Origin of the sequence: Devosia naphthalenivorans (assembly GCF_003056355.1) — a bacterium.
GTDB classification, from domain to species: domain Bacteria; phylum Pseudomonadota; class Alphaproteobacteria; order Rhizobiales; family Devosiaceae; genus Devosia; species Devosia naphthalenivorans.
On the sequence record NZ_PYVW01000004.1, the window covers coordinates 19,041 to 35,940 of the forward strand.

General features: G+C 61.6%; 18 protein-coding genes. 5 read left to right on the forward strand and 13 right to left on the reverse strand.

The genetic code is table 11. The annotated features are described in order from the left end of the window. Position 1: 1 nt before the first annotated feature. Positions 2 to 1,351, reverse strand: coding sequence for a leucyl aminopeptidase family protein (locus C8264_RS07400; protein ID WP_108460346.1), 1,350 nt, complete (start codon positions 1,349 to 1,351; stop codon positions 2 to 4). A gap of 145 nt (positions 1,352 to 1,496) precedes the next feature. Between C8264_RS07400 and C8264_RS07405 the strand changes: the two genes are divergently transcribed. Further along, positions 1,497 to 2,261: a tetratricopeptide repeat protein gene (locus C8264_RS07405; protein ID WP_162783504.1), complete on the forward strand. Its 765-nt coding sequence runs from the start codon at positions 1,497 to 1,499 to the stop codon at positions 2,259 to 2,261. Between the two features lie 2 nt (positions 2,262 to 2,263). Here the strand turns inward: C8264_RS07405 and C8264_RS07410 are convergent, their stop codons facing one another. The 8 genes from C8264_RS07410 to C8264_RS07445 form a co-directional block, all read right to left on the reverse strand. Further along, positions 2,264 to 3,274 (reverse strand): type II secretion system F family protein, encoded by a 1,011-nt coding sequence (locus C8264_RS07410; RefSeq protein ID WP_108460348.1) that lies wholly within the window; start codon positions 3,272 to 3,274, stop codon positions 2,264 to 2,266. A gap of 9 nt (positions 3,275 to 3,283) precedes the next feature. Further along, complete coding sequence (locus tag C8264_RS07415) at positions 3,284 to 4,258, reverse strand: type II secretion system F family protein (protein WP_108460349.1); 975 nt, start codon at positions 4,256 to 4,258, stop codon at positions 3,284 to 3,286. A 4-nt stretch (positions 4,259 to 4,262) separates the two neighbouring features. Further along, positions 4,263 to 5,756: a TadA family conjugal transfer-associated ATPase gene (locus tag C8264_RS07420; protein WP_245892979.1), complete on the reverse strand. Its 1,494-nt coding sequence runs from the start codon at positions 5,754 to 5,756 to the stop codon at positions 4,263 to 4,265. A 27-nt stretch (positions 5,757 to 5,783) separates the two neighbouring features. After that, positions 5,784 to 7,055, reverse strand: a complete 1,272-nt coding sequence (locus C8264_RS07425; RefSeq protein ID WP_108460350.1) for a CpaE/TadZ family protein — start codon at positions 7,053 to 7,055, stop codon at positions 5,784 to 5,786. A gap of 38 nt (positions 7,056 to 7,093) precedes the next feature. Continuing rightward, positions 7,094 to 8,488, reverse strand: a complete 1,395-nt coding sequence (locus C8264_RS07430; RefSeq protein WP_108460351.1) for a type II and III secretion system protein family protein — start codon at positions 8,486 to 8,488, stop codon at positions 7,094 to 7,096. A 13-nt stretch (positions 8,489 to 8,501) separates the two neighbouring features. Next, entirely contained in the window at positions 8,502 to 9,422 is a 921-nt protein-coding gene (cpaB, locus tag C8264_RS07435) for a Flp pilus assembly protein CpaB (RefSeq protein ID WP_108460352.1), read from the reverse strand. Positions 9,423 to 9,603: 181 nt separating this feature from the next. Further along, entirely contained in the window at positions 9,604 to 10,104 is a 501-nt protein-coding gene (locus C8264_RS07440) for an A24 family peptidase (protein ID WP_108460353.1), read from the reverse strand. Between the two features lie 99 nt (positions 10,105 to 10,203). Next, positions 10,204 to 10,404 carry a Flp family type IVb pilin gene (locus tag C8264_RS07445; protein WP_108460354.1) on the reverse strand — a complete coding sequence of 67 codons (201 nt, stop codon included), beginning with the start codon at positions 10,402 to 10,404 and terminating at the stop codon, positions 10,204 to 10,206. Positions 10,405 to 10,783: 379 nt separating this feature from the next. Between C8264_RS07445 and C8264_RS07450 the strand changes: the two genes are divergently transcribed. From C8264_RS07450 to C8264_RS07465, 4 genes are all read left to right on the forward strand, one after another. Next, positions 10,784 to 11,236 carry a pilus assembly protein N-terminal domain-containing protein gene (locus C8264_RS07450; RefSeq protein WP_108460355.1) on the forward strand — a complete coding sequence of 151 codons (453 nt, stop codon included), beginning with the start codon at positions 10,784 to 10,786 and terminating at the stop codon, positions 11,234 to 11,236. Between the two features lie 117 nt (positions 11,237 to 11,353). Next, a complete protein-coding gene (locus C8264_RS07455; RefSeq protein ID WP_108460356.1) occupies positions 11,354 to 11,938 on the forward strand; it encodes a TadE/TadG family type IV pilus assembly protein in 585 nt (194 codons plus the stop codon). Next, positions 11,935 to 12,504 (forward strand): TadE/TadG family type IV pilus assembly protein, encoded by a 570-nt coding sequence (locus tag C8264_RS07460; RefSeq protein WP_108460357.1) that lies wholly within the window; start codon positions 11,935 to 11,937, stop codon positions 12,502 to 12,504. The genes C8264_RS07455 and C8264_RS07460 overlap by 4 nt, the downstream gene beginning before the upstream one ends. A gap of 72 nt (positions 12,505 to 12,576) precedes the next feature. Further along, complete coding sequence (locus C8264_RS07465; RefSeq protein WP_108460358.1) at positions 12,577 to 13,197, forward strand: HAD family hydrolase; 621 nt, start codon at positions 12,577 to 12,579, stop codon at positions 13,195 to 13,197. A gap of 5 nt (positions 13,198 to 13,202) precedes the next feature. Here the strand turns inward: C8264_RS07465 and C8264_RS07470 are convergent, their stop codons facing one another. From C8264_RS07470 to deoA, 4 genes are all read right to left on the reverse strand, one after another. Then, complete coding sequence (locus C8264_RS07470) at positions 13,203 to 13,598, reverse strand: VOC family protein (RefSeq protein ID WP_108460359.1); 396 nt, start codon at positions 13,596 to 13,598, stop codon at positions 13,203 to 13,205. A gap of 1 nt (position 13,599) precedes the next feature. Beyond that, positions 13,600 to 14,229 carry a uracil phosphoribosyltransferase gene (gene upp / locus C8264_RS07475; RefSeq protein WP_108460360.1) on the reverse strand — a complete coding sequence of 210 codons (630 nt, stop codon included), beginning with the start codon at positions 14,227 to 14,229 and terminating at the stop codon, positions 13,600 to 13,602. Positions 14,230 to 14,244: 15 nt separating this feature from the next. Next, entirely contained in the window at positions 14,245 to 15,462 is a 1,218-nt protein-coding gene (locus C8264_RS07480) for a phosphopentomutase (protein WP_108460361.1), read from the reverse strand. Positions 15,463 to 15,579: 117 nt separating this feature from the next. Beyond that, positions 15,580 to 16,899 (reverse strand): thymidine phosphorylase, encoded by a 1,320-nt coding sequence (deoA, locus tag C8264_RS07485; RefSeq protein WP_108460362.1) that lies wholly within the window; start codon positions 16,897 to 16,899, stop codon positions 15,580 to 15,582. Position 16,900: the final 1 nt, after the last annotated feature.

Sequence of the window (16,900 nt, forward strand, 5' to 3'; positions counted from 1 at the left end):
CCTACCCGCCATAGCGCTTCTTGAGCACCCCATAAACAGCGCGAATACCGTGGTCGGTGCCGCCAACCGGGCGGCCCGGCCGGGCTTCGGGTGCCCAGGCCATGATGTCCAGATGCACCCAGACGCGTGCCTTCTCGACGAACCGGCGCATGAACAGCGCTGCGGTGATCGAGCCGGCAAAACCGCCGCTGCCGGCATTGTTGACGTCGGCGATCTTGGATTTCATCATCGCGTCATAGGGCGACCAAAGCGGCATCTGCCAGAGCGGGTCGTCGGCGAGCAGGCCTTGCGCCATCAGCTCGCGCGCCAGATCGTCGTCGGTCGAATAGAGCGCAGGTAATTCCGGACCAAGGGCGACGCGGGCGGCTCCGGTCAGCGTTGCCATGTCGATCAGCAGGTCGGGCGCTTCTTCATCGGCGAGCGCCAGCGCATCGGCCAGGATCAGCCGGCCCTCGGCATCGGTATTGCCGATCTCGACGGTGATGCCCTTGCGCGAGGGCAGCACGTCGCCGGGGCGGAAGCTGTCGCCGGCAATGGCGTTCTCGACGATGGGGATCAACACCCGCAGGCGAACCTTCAGACCCGCCGACACGACGGCGCTGGCAAGGCCCAGCACGTTGGCGGCGCCGCCCATGTCCTTTTTCATCAGCAACATGCCCGTGGCGCTTTTGATGTCGAGCCCGCCGGTGTCGAAGGTGACGCCCTTGCCGACCAGGGTCACCTTGGGGTCGTTCTCGTCGCCCCAGACCAGATCGAGCAGGCGCGGCTGTTGCGTCGCGGCGCGGCCAACGGCGTGGATCATCGGGAAATTGGCGGCGAGCAGATCATCGCCCACGATGGCGCGCAGGCGCATGCCGCTTTTGTCGGCAAAGTCGCGGATGGCCGCCTCGAAGGCATCGGGGCCCAGATCATTGGTGGGGGTATTGATGAGATCGCGCGCGAGGACCGCCGCATCGACCAGCCGGTCGATCTCGGCAGCATCGGCATCGGCGGGTGCCACGAGACGCGGGGCAGGCTTGCCCTTGCGGTAGCGGTCAAAGCGATAGGCACCGAGCCGGAAGCCGACGGCGGCAAGCACTGGGTCGCCATAGGCACCCTCAAAATGGTAGTCGCCTTCCGCCAGGGCCGCGCCGGCAAGGCCGAGCACCAGGGCGGAACGAGCTTCGGCTTTGCCCATGCCAAAGAGATAGCCGGTGACTTCCCCTGCCCCGCCCGGCAGCGCCAGCAAACGGCCAAGCTGGCCCGTGAAACTGTTGGCAGCGGCCCAAGCCAGGTTGGTTGCCGACAGACCGGCGGCTTCAAGGCCATCCTCTTCGAAGGCGATGATCGGCAGCGACGATGTTTGCGGCATTGGCACAGGCTCCGGGGCAGGATTTTGCGGGCAACCTAGCGGGCGCCGACAGTCCTCACAACGGGACAGAGCCCCCTTTTAACACCACGTTAGGGTTAATGATTTATTGCATGAGCAGCTTGGCGCGATGCCACAGGAGTTGCCCGTGACGCCCCGGAACCGCTTTTCGACAACCATGCGTGCCATGCTTGTGGCGGGGGTGGCGGCGTTGGCGCTGGGAGCCTGTGCATCCAACCGCATGCCCCCACCCGACTATTCCGGCCGCCCGGCAGCGCAGAGCCAGCAGACGCTGGCCGAGCTCACCAAGCGCTACAAGGCCAATCCTAAGGACAAGGCCACCATCATCCATTATGCCGCGGCCCTTCGCGCGGCGGGCCAGAGCCAGCAGGCCGTGGCCGCGCTGGAAGTGGGCGTTGCCACCTATCCGCGTGATCCCGATATCACGGTTGCCTATGCCAAGGCGCTGACTGCCGACGGACGGTTCGAGCAATCGCTGACCCTGCTCGATGGCGTCATCCGCCCGGACGCGCCGGACTGGAATGCCCTGCTGGTGAAAGGCGCAACGCTGGACCAGCTCGGCCGCAACCAGGAAGCGCGCCACATCTATGAGCAGGCCCTGGTCGCCGCGCCGGGGGAAGCCTCCATCGAGGCAAATCTAGGCCTGTCCTATGCCATGACCAATGATCTGGGCGCTGCCGAGCGGCACTTGCGCCGGGCCGTGCAGATGCGCGGGGCCAACAGCCAGATCAGGCAGAACCTGGCGCTGATCGTCGGCCTGCAGGGCCGGTTCGACGAATCCCGCGCCATCTATGCCGCGGAATTGCCGCCTCAGCAGGTGGAGAACAACATGAACTATGTGCGGGCGCTGCTGACGCAGCAGAACCGCTGGGATGCCATCGCCAAGAGTTAAGGCTAGCCCGCGCCGCCATTGGCCACGCCGCCCGGCCCGAAGATCTTGAGCATGGCCGGCGCGATGATAACGATGAACAGCACCGGCAGGAAGAACAGGATCAGCGGCACGGTCAGCTTTGGCGGCAGCGAGGCGGCCTTTTTCTCGGCATCCATCATGCGCATCTCGCGGCCTTCCTCGGCCATCACGCGCAGCGCCTGGCCAACTGAAGTGCCGTAGCGATCGGCCTGGATCAGCGCCGTCATTACCGACTTGACGCCATCAAGGCCGGTGCGGCGGCCCAGATTTTCATAGGCGCGGCCACGGTCTTCGAGGAATGACAGTTCAGCCGTGGTCAGCGTGAGTTCTTCGGCCAGTTCCGCGCTTTGCTGGCCGATCTCCTTGGCGACGCGCTTGAAGGCGTGCTCCATGGACATGCCGGCTTCCACGCAGAGCAGCAGCAGATCGAGGCAATCGGGCCATGCCCGCTTGATGGAGAACTGGCGCTTGGTGGTGTTGTTCTTCAAAAGGATCATGGGCAGATAGCTGCCCACAATGCCACCGCCAATGGCGTAGACCAAGTTCAGATAGAGCGGGCGCTCGCCGGGGTTGAGGAACACCAGATAGACCGCCAGCGCCAGGAAGAACCCGATCGGCGTGGCAAAGCGCATGAACAGGAAGGTGGTCAGATGCCCCTGCCCGCGATAGCCGGCCATGGCCAGCTTATCGACGGTAGCATCGTCCTGGAACGCCTTCTTGAGGTCGAACCGCTCGACGATGGTCTTCATGTAGGTCTTGGTTTCGGCATTGCGGCGAATGCCCCGGCCATCGGCCACGGCGGCGCCGCCACGCAGGCGCGCCATCTCTTCGGCACGCATCTTCTCACGCTCCAGCGCGACGCGCTTGATCCGCTGCTTCATCTCGGATTTGACGATGAAGCTGGAGCCGAAGGTAAACACCACCGCAGCCGCTGAAATAGCAGCCAGAACGGAGATCAGGAATTCACGACTGCCCAGCAGGGCGACGATGTTCACGGCGCGCTCCTAATACTCGAACTTGACCATGCGGCTCATCACGAACACGCCCATCGAGAGCATGACCACGCCCACCCCCAGCCAGATAAATCCCAGCGTGCTGGAGACCAGCGGCAGCAAATAGGTCGGTGAGGTGATCGAAACCAGGATGGCGACCACGAAGGGTAGCGAGCCGATGATGCCGGCCGAGGCCTTGGCTTCGGACGACATGGCCTTGATCTTCTGCTTCATCTTCTTGCGATTGCGCAGCACCTTGGCGAGGTTGCCCAGGGCTTCGCTGAGATTGCCGCCCGCCTGCTGCTGAACGGTGATGACCACGACGAAGAAATTGACTTCCGGCAGGGGCACACGGTCGAGCAGGACGCCGACGGCCTCGGTCATGGACATGCCGAAGGACTGCTGATCGAGAACGCGGCCAAATTCGGACTTCACGGGTTCCTTGGCGTCCTTGGCGACCACACGGATGGAATCGTTGAGCGGCAGGCCGGTCTTGACGCCGCGAACGATAGCTTCGACGGCATTGGGCAGTTCATCGAGGAACTTGCTCTGATACTTCTTGCGCTTGCGGCTGACCCACCAGCGCGGGCCCAGATAAGCTGCGGCCACGCCAAACACCGGCGCCAGGAATACCGGCACTTGCACCAGCATCAGCACTACGGTGAGCGCCACCCCGAAGATGATGCTGTTGCGGATGAAAGCCGCCGGCTTCATGGTCATGCCGGCCTGGAACAGCAGGCGCGACAGGGTCAGCCGTTTCCTGGCGTTGAGCGAAGCGTTTTGCTGCTTGAGGACGCGCTGGACGTCCTTGCGGCGCTGATCGCGATTGCGGGCCGCATCGGTCTCGGCGCGGTTCACGCGTATGTCGCCCTGCAGCGCCTTGCGCCGTTGCTCGGCCCTGCCGCCCCCCATGGCGGCGGGCACCAGGGCAAAGCCCAGCGCCCCCACGGTCACCATAGCCAGCACTGCGACGAGGATCAGGTTCATGGCTTCAGGAATCCAGCAGTTCGCGCTGTTCGGTGTTGGACTTTTCGAGTGCTTCGACGAGATTGGCTTCTTCGTTGAAGTAGCGGGCCCGCTCGGCGAACTGCGGCTTGGTGATGCCGGTCGAGCGGTGGCGGCCGACCAGCATGCCGTTCGAATCTTCGCCGATGATGTCGTAGAGGAAAATGTCCTGCGTCACGATCACGTCGCCTTCCATCCCAAGAATCTCGGTGATGTGGGTGATGCGGCGCGAGCCATCGCGCAGGCGCGCGGCCTGCACCACGACGTCGATGGATGAAGTGATCATCTCGCGGATAGTGCGGCTGGGCAGCGAATAGCCGCCCATGGTGATCATGGATTCAAGGCGCGACAGGGCTTCACGCGGGCTGTTGGCGTGCAGCGTGCCCATGGAGCCGTCATGGCCCGTGTTCATGGCCTGGAGCAGATCGAAGCTCTCGGGGCCACGAACTTCGCCGACGATGATGCGTTCGGGGCGCATACGCAGGCAGTTCTTGATGAGATCGCGCATGGTGATCTCGCCTTCGCCTTCGAGGTTCGGCGGACGGGTTTCGAGACGGACGACGTGCGGCTGCTGCAGCTGGAGTTCAGCCGAGTCTTCGCAGGTGATGACGCGCTCGTCTTTTTCGATGAACGCGGTGAGGCAGTTGAGCAGCGTCGTCTTGCCCGAACCGGTACCACCCGAAATCAGCACATTGGCCCGCACCCGGCCCAGGATGCGCAGCACCTCGGCGCCTTCGGGGGAGATGGAATTGTATTTGACCAGCTGCTGGAGGGTCAGCTTGTCCTTCTTGAACTTTCGGATGGTGAGCGCTGCACCATCGATGGCGAGCGGCGGCGCGATGACGTTGACGCGCGAACCGTCCGGCAGGCGGGCGTCACAGATCGGCGAGCTTTCATCGACGCGGCGGCCGACCTGGCTGACGATGCGCTGGCAGACGTTCATCAAATGCGCATCGTCACGGAAGCGCACATTGGTCAGCTTCACCTTGCCGGCGACTTCGATGTAGCAACGCTGGGAGCCATTCACCATGATATCGGCGATGTCGTCGCGCGCCAGCAGCGGCTCGAGCGGGCCATAGCCCAGCACGTCGTTGCAGATGTCCTCGAGCAGGTCTTCCTGCTCGGAGATGGACATGATGATGGATTTGAGCGCGATGATCTCGGCGACGATATCGCGGATTTCCTCGCGCGCCGCATCCTGCTCCATGGTGGCGAGTTGGCTGAGGTCGATGGAATCGATCAACGCATTGAAGATGGCCGACTTGGTCTGGAAATATTCCTTGTCGCGCGCCGCTTCCGCAGGGGCGCGCACGTCGATGACGTCTTCGCTGCTCCGCATGCGGGCGGCCATGGCGTCGCTTTCCGCGGCCCGCTTGATCTGTGCAGGGGTATCGACCCGCGGCGGTGCGCTGGGGATCGGGCGCGCGACTTCGCTGACGCCCGGGGTGTTGCCACCAAATGATGTGCGCTTACCAAACATGGTCGTCCTATCGTTTCAACGGACCGTTCAGGCCCGCTTCTTGAGGAACGAGGGCAGCTTCATCAGGCTTGATGACTTGCCCCCGATATGGGCCGCATTGCGCCCGGTAACATGCATGCCGATAGCGCGATAAACTTCGTTGATCTTGTTGTTGGCCGCGACCTCAGCGATCATCTGACCGTTATTGGCGGCGGTGCCGAACAGGGCCGCGTCGAACGGGATCTGGCCCAGCAACTGGCATTCGACCGACTGGGCGAACTCGCCTGGACTGATTTCGGGACGGCGCGGCATCCCCACCTGGTTGAGCACGAGGCATGGTGCGCTCTCGGTCGGGCGAAGGGCCTTGACGGTATCGGCAAGGTTCTTGGCATTGCGCAGATTGGCCAGGTCCGGCTCGGCGACGATCACCACTTCGTCGATGGTCGCAAGCGTCTGGCGGACCCAGGCATTCCAGGCGTGGGGGATATCGAGCACCACGACGGGCATGGTGTTCTGGCACATCTCGATGACGGATTCGAACTCGCGCTCTTCGAAATCGAAGGTGCGATCCAGCGTCACGGGAGCCGTCAGCAGGTTGATGTGGCTGGCCGCCTTGCTCATCAGGCGGTCGAGCATGGTCTGGTCAACCTTCTGGTTGGCCGTGATGGCATCGGCCAGCCCATGCGGGGGGTCCTGATTGAAGTTGAGGCCCGCCGTGCCGAAGGGCAGATCCATATCGAGGATCACGCTATCCTGCCGCAGCACGGTTGCGATCGCCCAGCACACATTATGCGCCACGGTGGAACCGCCGGCGCCGCCCTTGGCGGACACGAAGCCCACTGTGCGCCCGATGGGTGCGGCATTCTCGGACGCGAACAGCTCGGTTATCGCCGTCACGATCTGCTGCGCCGTTGCGGGCAGCACGATGTATTCCGAGATGCCCGAGCGGATCAGTTCGCGATAGAGCACCACGTCATTTGCATGGCCAAGCACGACGACCCGCGTCGAGGCATCGCAGACCTCGGCGAGACGTTCCAGCGCCTTGGGAATTTCGCCCGGCGAGAGAACCGTCTCGACGATGATCAGGTTCGGCGTCGGATTGGATTTGTAGGTTTCCACCGCGCCGTCGATGCCCCCATTATGGGTGGTCAGCGCGACCTTGGACATGCGCCGGTCATGAATGGCGCTCTCCACCAATTGGGCCGTCTGCGAGTTCTCACAGAACGCCTGAATGGTGATGCGCGGAATGAGGCGCGCGCCCGGAGCAATATCTGCTGCGGGCTCTTCCTTTGCTCGGACGTCAGGGGTGAGGAAACTCATGAAACAAACACTCCTTCGCCAGGGATCATCGCTTTTCCCTAGTCGAGAACAAAACCCACGGAACCCGAAATGCTGCCGCGCATGGCGCCGCTGGTTCCGACGCCGTACATGCTTTCCATCTTGCCCAGGAAAATCGCCTCAGCATCGCTGGATGGCACCGTATGGTCAGTCGGCACGGCTATGGCATTCAACGGGCTTGCCGCTACCAGATAGGGGGTGACCAGGATCACCAGCTCGGTCTGCTGTGACTGGAAGTCGCGCGAGCGGAACAGGGCTCCCAGAATTGGGATATTGCCCAGGCCCGGCATCTGCTCGATTTGCTGGCTGCTGCGCTCCTGCAACAGGCCACCGATCGCCAGCGTAGTGCCCGGCTGAAGTTCCACTGCGGTTTTGGCCGACCGATTGGTGAGAGCGTAAGTGCCCGTCTGGACTTCCGAAACGCCGGTGTCGATCGTCAGCGCGACAAGGCCGTTGGACTTGACCACCGGCGTGAAATCCAGGGTTATGCCGTATTCCTTGTAGGTGATGATGGTATTGCCATTGTCATCGAGGAGGGGAATGGGGAATTCACCGCCGACCTTGAACTCGGCGGGCTGACCCGAAATCGCCGTCAGCGTCGGCTGCGCCAGAACCCGCAGTCCGCCACGGGTTTCCAGGGCGCGAATGGCCGCGTTCAGCTGCAGATTGCCGATGCCGAAATCGCCGGTGGCGCTGTAGGCCGGCGTGGCTGCAGTTGGAGCATTGAAGCCGAAATTGACGCTGCCGACGCTGAGCGAGCCCGACAGATTGATACCAAACTGCTTGGCGACATCCCGGTTCACTTCCGAAACGGTGACCTGCAGCATGACCTGCTGGTTGCCGGTGATGTCCAGGATGTTGGCCACGTTCTCGGGGGCGCCGGCAAACTGCACGGCTATCGAGGTGGCGCGCTCCTTGTCTTCACCCGACAGCACCGTTCCCGTCAGCACGACCCGATTGGTGTCCGACCCCAGGGTCACCGACTCCACCGAAATTCTCGAACCCGGAATGACGCGAGCAAGCGCGGTTTCCAGCGCGTTGCCGACCTGGGACGGCTCTTCGATCACCTTCACGTCCAGCACGGCGATGGTGCGGCCCTGGTCGTCGATGAAAAAGACGTTGGTGTCGCCGCCAGTGATGCCCTGAAGAATGGCCCGGCTGCGCGTGCGCATGATGGCTGCTGCGACGCCCGGCTGGGCCACGATGACCTCGGCGGCACCTGCCGGCAGATCCACCAGAACCGTCTTGTTGAGCTCGATTTCCACCTTGCGCGTAGCGCCGTAGGAATTGGGCGAGATGGTGATCTGGTTTTCTCCGGCCAGCACCGGAGAAATTGCTATCGCCGTGGCAGCCATGAGCAGGGCGAGTGCCGAAGCCTTGATCAGGCGGGGAAGACTATTGGAAATCCTGGACATTATTGTCTCCACCCTAGCGCGGCATGTCTTGCGCCGCGGCCGGCACGATCGGCGTTACAGGTCCCAGCGGGATCGTCGAATCCGGCAATACGGTGGGGTCGGTTTGTGGGCTGACGCTGCTGACGGTCGTGCCCGCGCTGATGCTCTGCTCCTTGCCGAAGCGGATCAGGCGCACGGTCTGGCTGGAAGCCGCGCTGGTGTATGAACCGTTGTCGACGAAGTCTGCTACCGAGCGCAGGGTGAGGGACAGCTGGCCGCGCGTCGCCGCCGTGACAAGGGCTTCGGCTTGGCCCGGATCGAGTTCGATGGTCGCGATGGTGGCATCATCGAAGGTGATCGGGGTGGGTGCTGCGGCCGCAGGATCTTCCTGGCCACCGCTGACGCCCACCTCGCCCAGGCGCTTGCCGATCGCTAAAATGCGTACATTGGACAGAACAAGTTCGGATACCTGACCGGCATCGGTGCTGGTCGTCAGCAGCACGTCGACATGATCATTGGGCAGCACAAAGCCGCCGGCGCTGGAAGCGGCTGTAACAGGCACCGACACGGCCCGCATGCCGGGCGCCAGAACTGCCGACAGATACCCCTGGTCGGTGCGGGCCAGCTTGGCCTCGCGGATCGGCTCTCCCGGGAAAAATTCGAAGCGCGCCACGGCACCGGTCAGGTCCGTGGTGGCGTCCGGCATGGCGGCAATGGTGACGTATTCCGGGCGCACGGCGCCTTCCGGCCAATCCTGCCATTGCAGTTTGGTGGGTGCCAGCCGCTCGCCCACGCCGATCGGCAGACTTGCGACCAGAACCTGCGTCTTGGCCTCTTCGATGACCTCGGTGGTAATGACCTGCTCGGGTGCCGGGCCGCCACGCGTCACCAGAAAAGCTGCCAGGCCGCCTGCAATGATGGCGACGAGCAGCAATATCAAACGGGCCGGCTTCATCTGGTACTCCGGAGCTAGGCAGGACGCAGACGTCCATTTCCACCGGATGAATCATGAACCGAAAGGGTCAAAGTTTGGTTAACCGAAACTTTGCCGGAAGAGTTAACGACTAGTAAATTTCTTCAAAATGCAAGAGCGAACAAATAATCGGTCACTCTCGGGCGACGTTTACTTCAAAAGGTCAGGCGGCGAGACGGGCGAACATTGCCGAGTTCGAGTAGACCAGTAAACCAGCGGCAGCGAGAGCTACGCCATAAGGCACGCCCGACTTGCGATCGTGCAGGCGCTCGATCCAGCGGAAGCGGGCGATCAGGGGCATCAGTGGCAAACGGCGGAAAGCCAAAATAACCAGGGTCAGAAGTCCGCCCAAAAGCGCAGCATAAATCAAAAAAGGCAGAGCAAGACCGAAGCCAAGCCAAAGCGAAGTCGCAGCAGCCAGCTTCGCATCTCCCCCCCCGATCCAGCCAAAAGCAAAGAACGCAAAACCCACCACAAGCACCACCAGCGCGCAAGTCAGGTGCATGGCAAATTCGGGCAGTGGCAGTCCGGTGGCCAGCGCCACAATCAGGAAAGCCCCGACAAGCAGCATCACCAACTTGTTGGAAATTCGCATGGTCAGCAGGTCCGAGGTTGCCGCAAAGGCCATGGCGAACGGGAATATCAGCAGCGCTATGGAGGACATCTCGGGCTCCGGATGGTTTGACCGGAAGTGTAGTGCAGTGGAGTTAAGGAAAACGAAAAAGGGGGGCACGAGGCCCCCCTTCCAAGTTAGATAGGTGTCTTAGCCGCCAGCAGGAGCCGGGGCCGCCGGCACTACAGTGTCATCCAACCGGTCGCTGATATCGTTAAATAGGCCCGATAGGCTGCCACCAAGGGTGGTTGCTGCCACGATGATACCAACAGCGATCAGGGCGGCGATAAGGCCGTATTCAATTGCGGTCGCGCCAGACTCGTCCTGCGCGAAGCGTGCGAAGATGTTCATTACCAGGCTCCATTACTACGTCATCTAGTGACGCTCATCGTTCGACACGTCACACATCGAACAATTTGGAAGCTATTCGCGACGTCTTGAAATTGCGTTAATTGCGAGCTCGGGACACTACGCCGTCCTGCCTAGAATATTACATAGATATCAACCGGTTACCGGAATCGATCAAATGCGAAACGCCCTTCAGCCGGACGGCGGGCGGCACGCCTCTACTGCAATTATACTTACTTGCCATGTATTATGAAGATGATCGGCACGCAGGAACAAGCCTTTACCACCGGGCACATCAAGCCAGCAGTTATGACTGTTTGTGAATTATTCACTATTCGAGACGAAACTGTCTTGCAGTGTATCTGTGCCGCCGGACCCGTTCATGCGTAAACATCTTGCCATTACCCTCGCTCTCGGCCTCTTCGGGTCCGCCGTCGCGCCACTTGCCAGTCTTGCGGCCGATGCGCCTATCAATGTCAATGTGAACATGGCGCGCATCCTGCGCATCAATGCTTCTGCAGCGACGGTGATCGTTGGCAATCCCGGGATAGCGGACGTGCTGATCCAGGACCCGCAGACGCTGGTGCTCACGGGCAAGAGTTACGGGCAAACCAATCTGATCGTTCTCGATAGCGCAGGCACGCCCATCGCCGACACGATCATCGAGGTTGTGCAGATGCAGGCCGGCACGCTCACCGTGTTCCAGGGACAGGCACGCACCAGCCTTGCCTGTGCGCCCGTCTGCCAGAATACGATTACCATGGGCGACGACCCCGGCTTCTCGGGTGAAGCGATTGCCTCGGCCCAGCTGATTCAGACCATCGGGCAAAACTGAGGCTCAACGGTAGCAGACTGTTAACGCCATTCGTAACTCTGGCGGTTCAATCACACAGTCTAAATGTTCAATTAGTGCCCCGCTCCTAGACTACGCTCGCAACAAGAGTGCGGTGTCGTGACAAGCAGGTTCGCATCGGTGGTAGGCAGAAGGCTGTTGGGACTCCAGCGGTCGAAGCTTCTGCGCGATGAGAGAGGCGCAACCGCCGTTGAATTCGGGCTGCTTGCCCTGCCCTTTTTCATGATCGTGGGGGCCATACTCGAAACCGCCGTCGTGTTTCTGTCGGGTCAGATCCTGGACACCGCCGTGCAGGACGTCAGCCGCCTGATCCGTACCGGCCAGGTACGCGAAATGGGGATCACGACCGCGCAGGATTTCAAGGACCGCGTTTGCGAGCGGCTGTATGGATTGTTCACCAACTGCGACGCCCTGCACGTCGAGGTCGACGTACAAGATACAGGCAGGTTCTCGGACATCACGATCAGTGCGCCGATCGACTTCGCCAATTGCAAGAAAGATGCCTGCGACTGGACGCGTCCAGAAGTCTTTTCTGCTGGCCAGGGTTCCAGCATTGTTGTCGTGCAGGTCTATTACAAATGGCCCGCCATCGTCAGTTTGGGGGGGTATCACCTCGGCAATCTTGGTGACGGAACCCGCTTGATGAGCGGGACGACAGTGTTGCGCAACGAGCCGTTCACATGAGATTGGCAAACCAGCTGATTGCAAAGCTTCGCCGCTTCAGGGCAGCTCAGGCCGGTGCTGCAGCGGTGGAGTTCGCACTGATCCTGCCGGTCATGCTGATGCTTTATGTCGGCGCCAATGAAGGGAGTGTGTTGATCAGCATGGACCGCAAGGTTCAGCTGATATCGGGGGCGGTGGGCGATCTGGTGTCGCGGTCGGAAGGAGAAATCCTCACCGCTGATCTACTGGACTACGTCAAAGTGGCTAGCGGCATTGTCTCGCCCTATGTGGTGGACGGCATGGTCCAGATCGTGACGCAGGTGAAGGTGGAGAACGGTGAGGCGGAAGTCGTCTGGTCGCGAGGTTTCATGAACCAAGTGCCAGACAATGCGCTGAACCGAGAGGATAACAGCAGCTATCCGTTACCCCAATCAGTTATCGCCATCGCCGAAGGCCAGTTCGTCATCGTAGCGGAAACGCGCCTGCCCTATACCCCGCTTTACGGGATCGTCTACACTTCGCCCATCAATCTTTACCGCGAAAACTTCTTTCTGCCACGCTTTGGCGGAGACATCGATATCAAGTGAGCCTGCGCTTGCACCTTGCCGGGGCTCGTGCCACAAGCCAGCCAGCTTCCCCTCACTGGTAGAGTTTTCCGCATGACCGATACGCTTGTTCCTGTGTTTGACCTTGGCGGCGTGTTCGTTGACTGGAACCCGATGTATCTGTTCCGCAAGCTCTTCGAGAGCGAGGAGGATGCGCAGTGGTTCCAGGAAAGCGTCTGCACGCTGGAGTGGAATTTGGAGTTCGATGCCGGGGAGATTTACTCCGAGGGTGTTGCCAAGCTTATCACTCGCTTTCCCAAGTATTGGCGCGAAATCCAGGCGTTTGACTTGCGCTGGAAGGAAACACTCGGCGGCTTCATTCAGGGCACGATCGATATTCATGACGAACTGGTCGAGCAGGAGATCCCGACTTTCGCCATCACCAATTTCTCCTGGGAGAAGTGGGTGAGTTGCCTGCCAGACTGGCCGTTCCTCGAGAAGTTCGACGGGGTGATCGTCTCGGGCCTGGAAGGCATGGTGAAGCCGGACCCACGGATCTATCGCGTGTTCTGCGAGCGCTATGGCCTGGCACCCGAGAGCTGCGTGTTCATCGACGATAGCGAACCCAACATCACATCCGCCCGCAAGTTCGGCATGCACGGAATCCACTTCAAGGACCCCGTGACCTTGCGCAAGGAACTGATCGGGCTGGGGCTGCCGCTCAAGGCGAAGTAGCGCCCTTAACCGAACCGGCGGCCTTTCTGGATCACTTCGATCTGGTAGCCGTCGGGATCGGCGATGAAAAAGAAGCGGGCAACGGGTACGCCGCCATTGTTGAAATCGACGAGCTTGCGCGGGCCGTAGCCGAGCTCTGTAAGCCGAGCGTGTTCAGCGTCTACGTCATCAACCACCACTGCCAAGTGCCCGTAACCATCGCCCAGATCATAGGGTTCGGTGCGGCCGAAATTCACGGTCAGTTCAAGCTCAAAACCACCGGACCCGGTGGCGAGGTAGATCAGCGCGAAATCGGGGAACTCAATGCGCTCCTGCACCGTCAACCCGAAGGCCTGTTCATAGAAATCAACCGAGCGGGCCTCGTCGATAACCCGGATCATCGAGTGAACGAGCTTGGACATGCTATTTGGTGCCGTACATACGGTCGCCGGCGTCGCCGAGGCCGGGGATGATATAGCCCTGCTCGTTGAGATGGCTATCGATTGCCGCGGTGTAAACCGGCACGTCGGGATGGGCTTCGGTGAACCGCTTGACGCCTTCGGGCGCCGCCAGCAGGCACAGGAAGCGGATATCGTTGGCGCCCAATTGCTTGAGCTTGTCGATCGCAACGGTGGCGGAATTCGCTGTTGCCAGCATCGGGTCAACCACGATGATCAGGCGGTCTTCAAGGTTTGACGGTGCCTTGAAGTAGTATTCCACCGGCTCCAGAGTTTCGTGGTCACGATACATGCCGATATGGGCCACACGTGCCGCCGGCACCAGATCCAACATGCCATCCAAAAGGCCGTTGCCGGCACGCAGGATGGAAGCAAAGACCAGCTTCTTGCCCTTGATTGCCGGAGACTTCATCGGCGCCATCGGGGTTTCGATGTCGATCAGTTCCAACTCGAGATCGCGGGTCACCTCGTAGCACATCAGATGCGCAATCTCGCGCAGCAGGCGGCGGAACCCCGCTATGGAGGTCTCCTTGTTGCGCATGATGGTCAGCTTGTGCTGAATCAGCGGGTGATCGATGATGGTGACGTTGCTCATGGAAACACCCGTGTCTTAGAGAAAACTCTTGCCGTGCCGGCCGGGATCAAGTCCGAGCCAGTGGGCTATGCTTTCACCTATATCAGCGAAGGTGGGGCGAATGCCAATCTCTCCCGGTGACAGGCTTGGGGAAAAAACCAGGATCGGCACCTGTTCTCGGGTGTGATCGGTGCCAGGCCAAGTCGGATCGTTGCCGTGATCAGCCGTCAGGATCAGCAGATCATCGTGCCGCAGCTTGGAGATCATCTCAGGCAGGCGAGCATCGAACAGTTCGAGCGCTGCGGCATAGCCTGGCACGTCGCGGCGGTGACCGTATTCACTGTCGAAGTCGACGAAATTGGTCATGATGAAGGCGTTGTCAGCGGCCATTTCCATGGCGTCGAGCGTCTTGTCGAAGAGCTGAGGGATGCCGGTGCCCTTGAGCTTGTGGGTGACGCCATGGCCGGCATAGATGTCGGAAATCTTGCCGATGGCATAGACTTGGTTGCCAGCCGCCTGGTTTCGATCGAGCAGTGTCGGCTCGGGCGGGGCTAGGGCAAAGTCGCGCCGATTGCCGGTGCGCTTGAAGCTTTGGGCATTCTCGCCGACGAAGGGCCGCGCGATGACACGGCCGATCATCATCGGGGCGGTCAGCTCGAAGGCGATCTGGCAGATTTCGTAGAGTCTGTTCAGGCCGAAATGGGTTTCGTGCGCGGCGATCTGGAACACGCTGTCGATGGAGGTGTAGCAGATCGGCTTGCCGGTCCGGATATGCTCGTCGCCCAGGGCGGCGATGATATCGGTGCCCGAGGCGTGCTTGTCGCCGAGGATGCCGGGGAGTCCGGCACGTTCCATAAAGTCTTCGATCAGCTGCGGCGGGAAGGTTGGCTCCGACTGCGGGAAATAGCCCCATTCGAAGGGCACCGGCACGCCTGCGATCTCCCAATGGCCGGATGGAGTATCCTTGCCCTTGGAAACTTCGCGGCCCACACCGAAGCGGCCACCCTTGGGGGTGGCTGACAGACCGGGCGGCAGTGTGCCGGTTGAGAGCTTAATGGCCGCGCCGATGCCGAGCGCATCGAGGTTGGGGACATTGAGGGGCCCCGATCGCAGGCCGGGGCGGTCGGCCTTGCCGGTGGCGGCCCATTCGGCGATGTGGCCAAACGTGTTGGAGCCGGTATCACCGTATGCGTCGGCGTCCGGCGCGCCGCCAATGCCGACGCTATCGAGAATGCAGAGAATGGCGCGGGGCATTGCAGGCTCCTTGGGAAATTATCCCACCGGGTCATTCCCGCGAAAGCGGGAAGCTCTGTTGCGGTGGCGACAAGAAAACGGAGGTTCCCGCTTTCGCGGGAATGACTCCGTGGTGGGCTAAGTCGGGGGGACCGAGGCAGAGATCAGTGGGTTGCGCGGCGGCGTGTCGCCCAGACGGTAGGCGGCTTTGAGGCGTTTCTCCGCATCGGCCGCCGACGCCTCGTCGCGAGCGTGGATGCGGGCGATAGGTGTTTTTGCGTAGAGCCTGGTGCCGAGACCGGCCAGCCGATCGAAGCCGACGGCATGGTCGATGGTGTCGGTTGGGGTGGCGCGGCCACCGCCCAGCGCAACCACGGCCATGCCAACGCCGCGCGTGTCGATGTCGATGGCCTTGCCTTCATCGTCCGCGAAAATATCGCGAACGATGGGCGCGGGCGCCAGATAGTCGTCCATCCGCTCGACGAAGTCGCTTGGTCCGCCGAGTTCAGCAACCATGCGAGCGAAGCGCTCGGCTGCGCGGCCACTATCGAGCGCGTCTTCGACCAATTGGCGGGCAGCGGCGGCACTGCTGGCCGTTCCGGTCATCAGGGCCAGCTCGGCGCAGAGAGCCAGCGTCACCTCTTTCAGGCGGGCATCCTGATGCTTGCCGGTAAGGAAGTCGACGGCATTGCGGACCTCGAGGCCGTTGCCGGCGGCACTGGCGAGCGGCTCGTTCATGTCGGTGATCAGAGCAGAGGTCTGGAGCCCTGCGCCATTGGCGACGTCGACAAGGCTCTGGGCAAGATCCCTGGAATTCTCCAGCGTGGGCATGAAGGCCCCGGAGCCGGTCTTGACGTCGAGGATCAGGGCGCCAAGCCCGGCCGCCAGCTTCTTGGATAAGATGGACGCGGTGATCAGAGAGATGGATTCCACCGTGCCGGTGACGTCCCGGATCGCGTAAAGTGTCTTGTCGGCCGGCGCGAGGTCAGCGGTCTGGCCGATAATGGCGCAGCCGGCGCTTTTGACCACATGACGGAAAAGGGCATTGTCCGGGCTGGTGGTGTAGCCGGGGATGGCATCGAACTTGTCGAGCGTGCCGCCCGTATGCCCCAGGCCGCGCCCGGAGATCATCGGCACATAGATGCCGATGGCGGCAAGGATCGGGGCGAGCATGAGGGAGACATTGTCCCCTACCCCGCCAGTGGAATGCTTGTCCGCGACAGGGCCGTCCAGATCTGACCAGTCGAGCACCGTGCCGGAATCCCGCATGGCCAGGGTGAGCGCCACGCGCTCGGGCATGGTCATGTCCTTGAAGTACACCGCCATGGCAAAGGCTGCCGCTTGGGCATGAGAAACGGTGCCCTCGGCGAACCCGCCGATGAATTGCGCAATGTCGTCGGCTGGAAGGACGTCACCGTCGCGCTTCCTGATGATGACCTCTTGGGGCAGGAAGACCATG

Coding starts and splice junctions, on each gene's coding strand:
- C8264_RS07425 (WP_108460350.1), bottom strand. CDS start 7,055: ATGAGTTTCCTCACCCCTGACGTCCGAGCAAAGGAAGAGCCCGCAGCA.
- deoA (WP_108460362.1), bottom strand. CDS start 16,899: ATGGTCTTCCTGCCCCAAGAGGTCATCATCAGGAAGCGCGACGGTGAC.
- C8264_RS07440 (WP_108460353.1), bottom strand. CDS start 10,104: ATGTCCTCCATAGCGCTGCTGATATTCCCGTTCGCCATGGCCTTTGCG.
- C8264_RS07420 (WP_245892979.1), bottom strand. CDS start 5,756: ATGTTTGGTAAGCGCACATCATTTGGTGGCAACACCCCGGGCGTCAGC.
- C8264_RS07480 (WP_108460361.1), bottom strand. CDS start 15,462: ATGCCCCGCGCCATTCTCTGCATTCTCGATAGCGTCGGCATTGGCGGC.
- C8264_RS07465 (WP_108460358.1), top strand. CDS start 12,577: ATGACCGATACGCTTGTTCCTGTGTTTGACCTTGGCGGCGTGTTCGTT.
- C8264_RS07415 (WP_108460349.1), bottom strand. CDS start 4,258: ATGAACCTGATCCTCGTCGCAGTGCTGGCTATGGTGACCGTGGGGGCG.
- C8264_RS07400 (WP_108460346.1), bottom strand. CDS start 1,351: ATGCCGCAAACATCGTCGCTGCCGATCATCGCCTTCGAAGAGGATGGC.
- upp (WP_108460360.1), bottom strand. CDS start 14,229: ATGAGCAACGTCACCATCATCGATCACCCGCTGATTCAGCACAAGCTG.
- C8264_RS07470 (WP_108460359.1), bottom strand. CDS start 13,598: ATGTCCAAGCTCGTTCACTCGATGATCCGGGTTATCGACGAGGCCCGC.
- C8264_RS07450 (WP_108460355.1), top strand. CDS start 10,784: ATGCGTAAACATCTTGCCATTACCCTCGCTCTCGGCCTCTTCGGGTCC.
- C8264_RS07445 (WP_108460354.1), bottom strand. CDS start 10,404: ATGAACATCTTCGCACGCTTCGCGCAGGACGAGTCTGGCGCGACCGCA.
- cpaB (WP_108460352.1), bottom strand. CDS start 9,422: ATGAAGCCGGCCCGTTTGATATTGCTGCTCGTCGCCATCATTGCAGGC.
- C8264_RS07460 (WP_108460357.1), top strand. CDS start 11,935: ATGAGATTGGCAAACCAGCTGATTGCAAAGCTTCGCCGCTTCAGGGCA.
- C8264_RS07430 (WP_108460351.1), bottom strand. CDS start 8,488: ATGTCCAGGATTTCCAATAGTCTTCCCCGCCTGATCAAGGCTTCGGCA.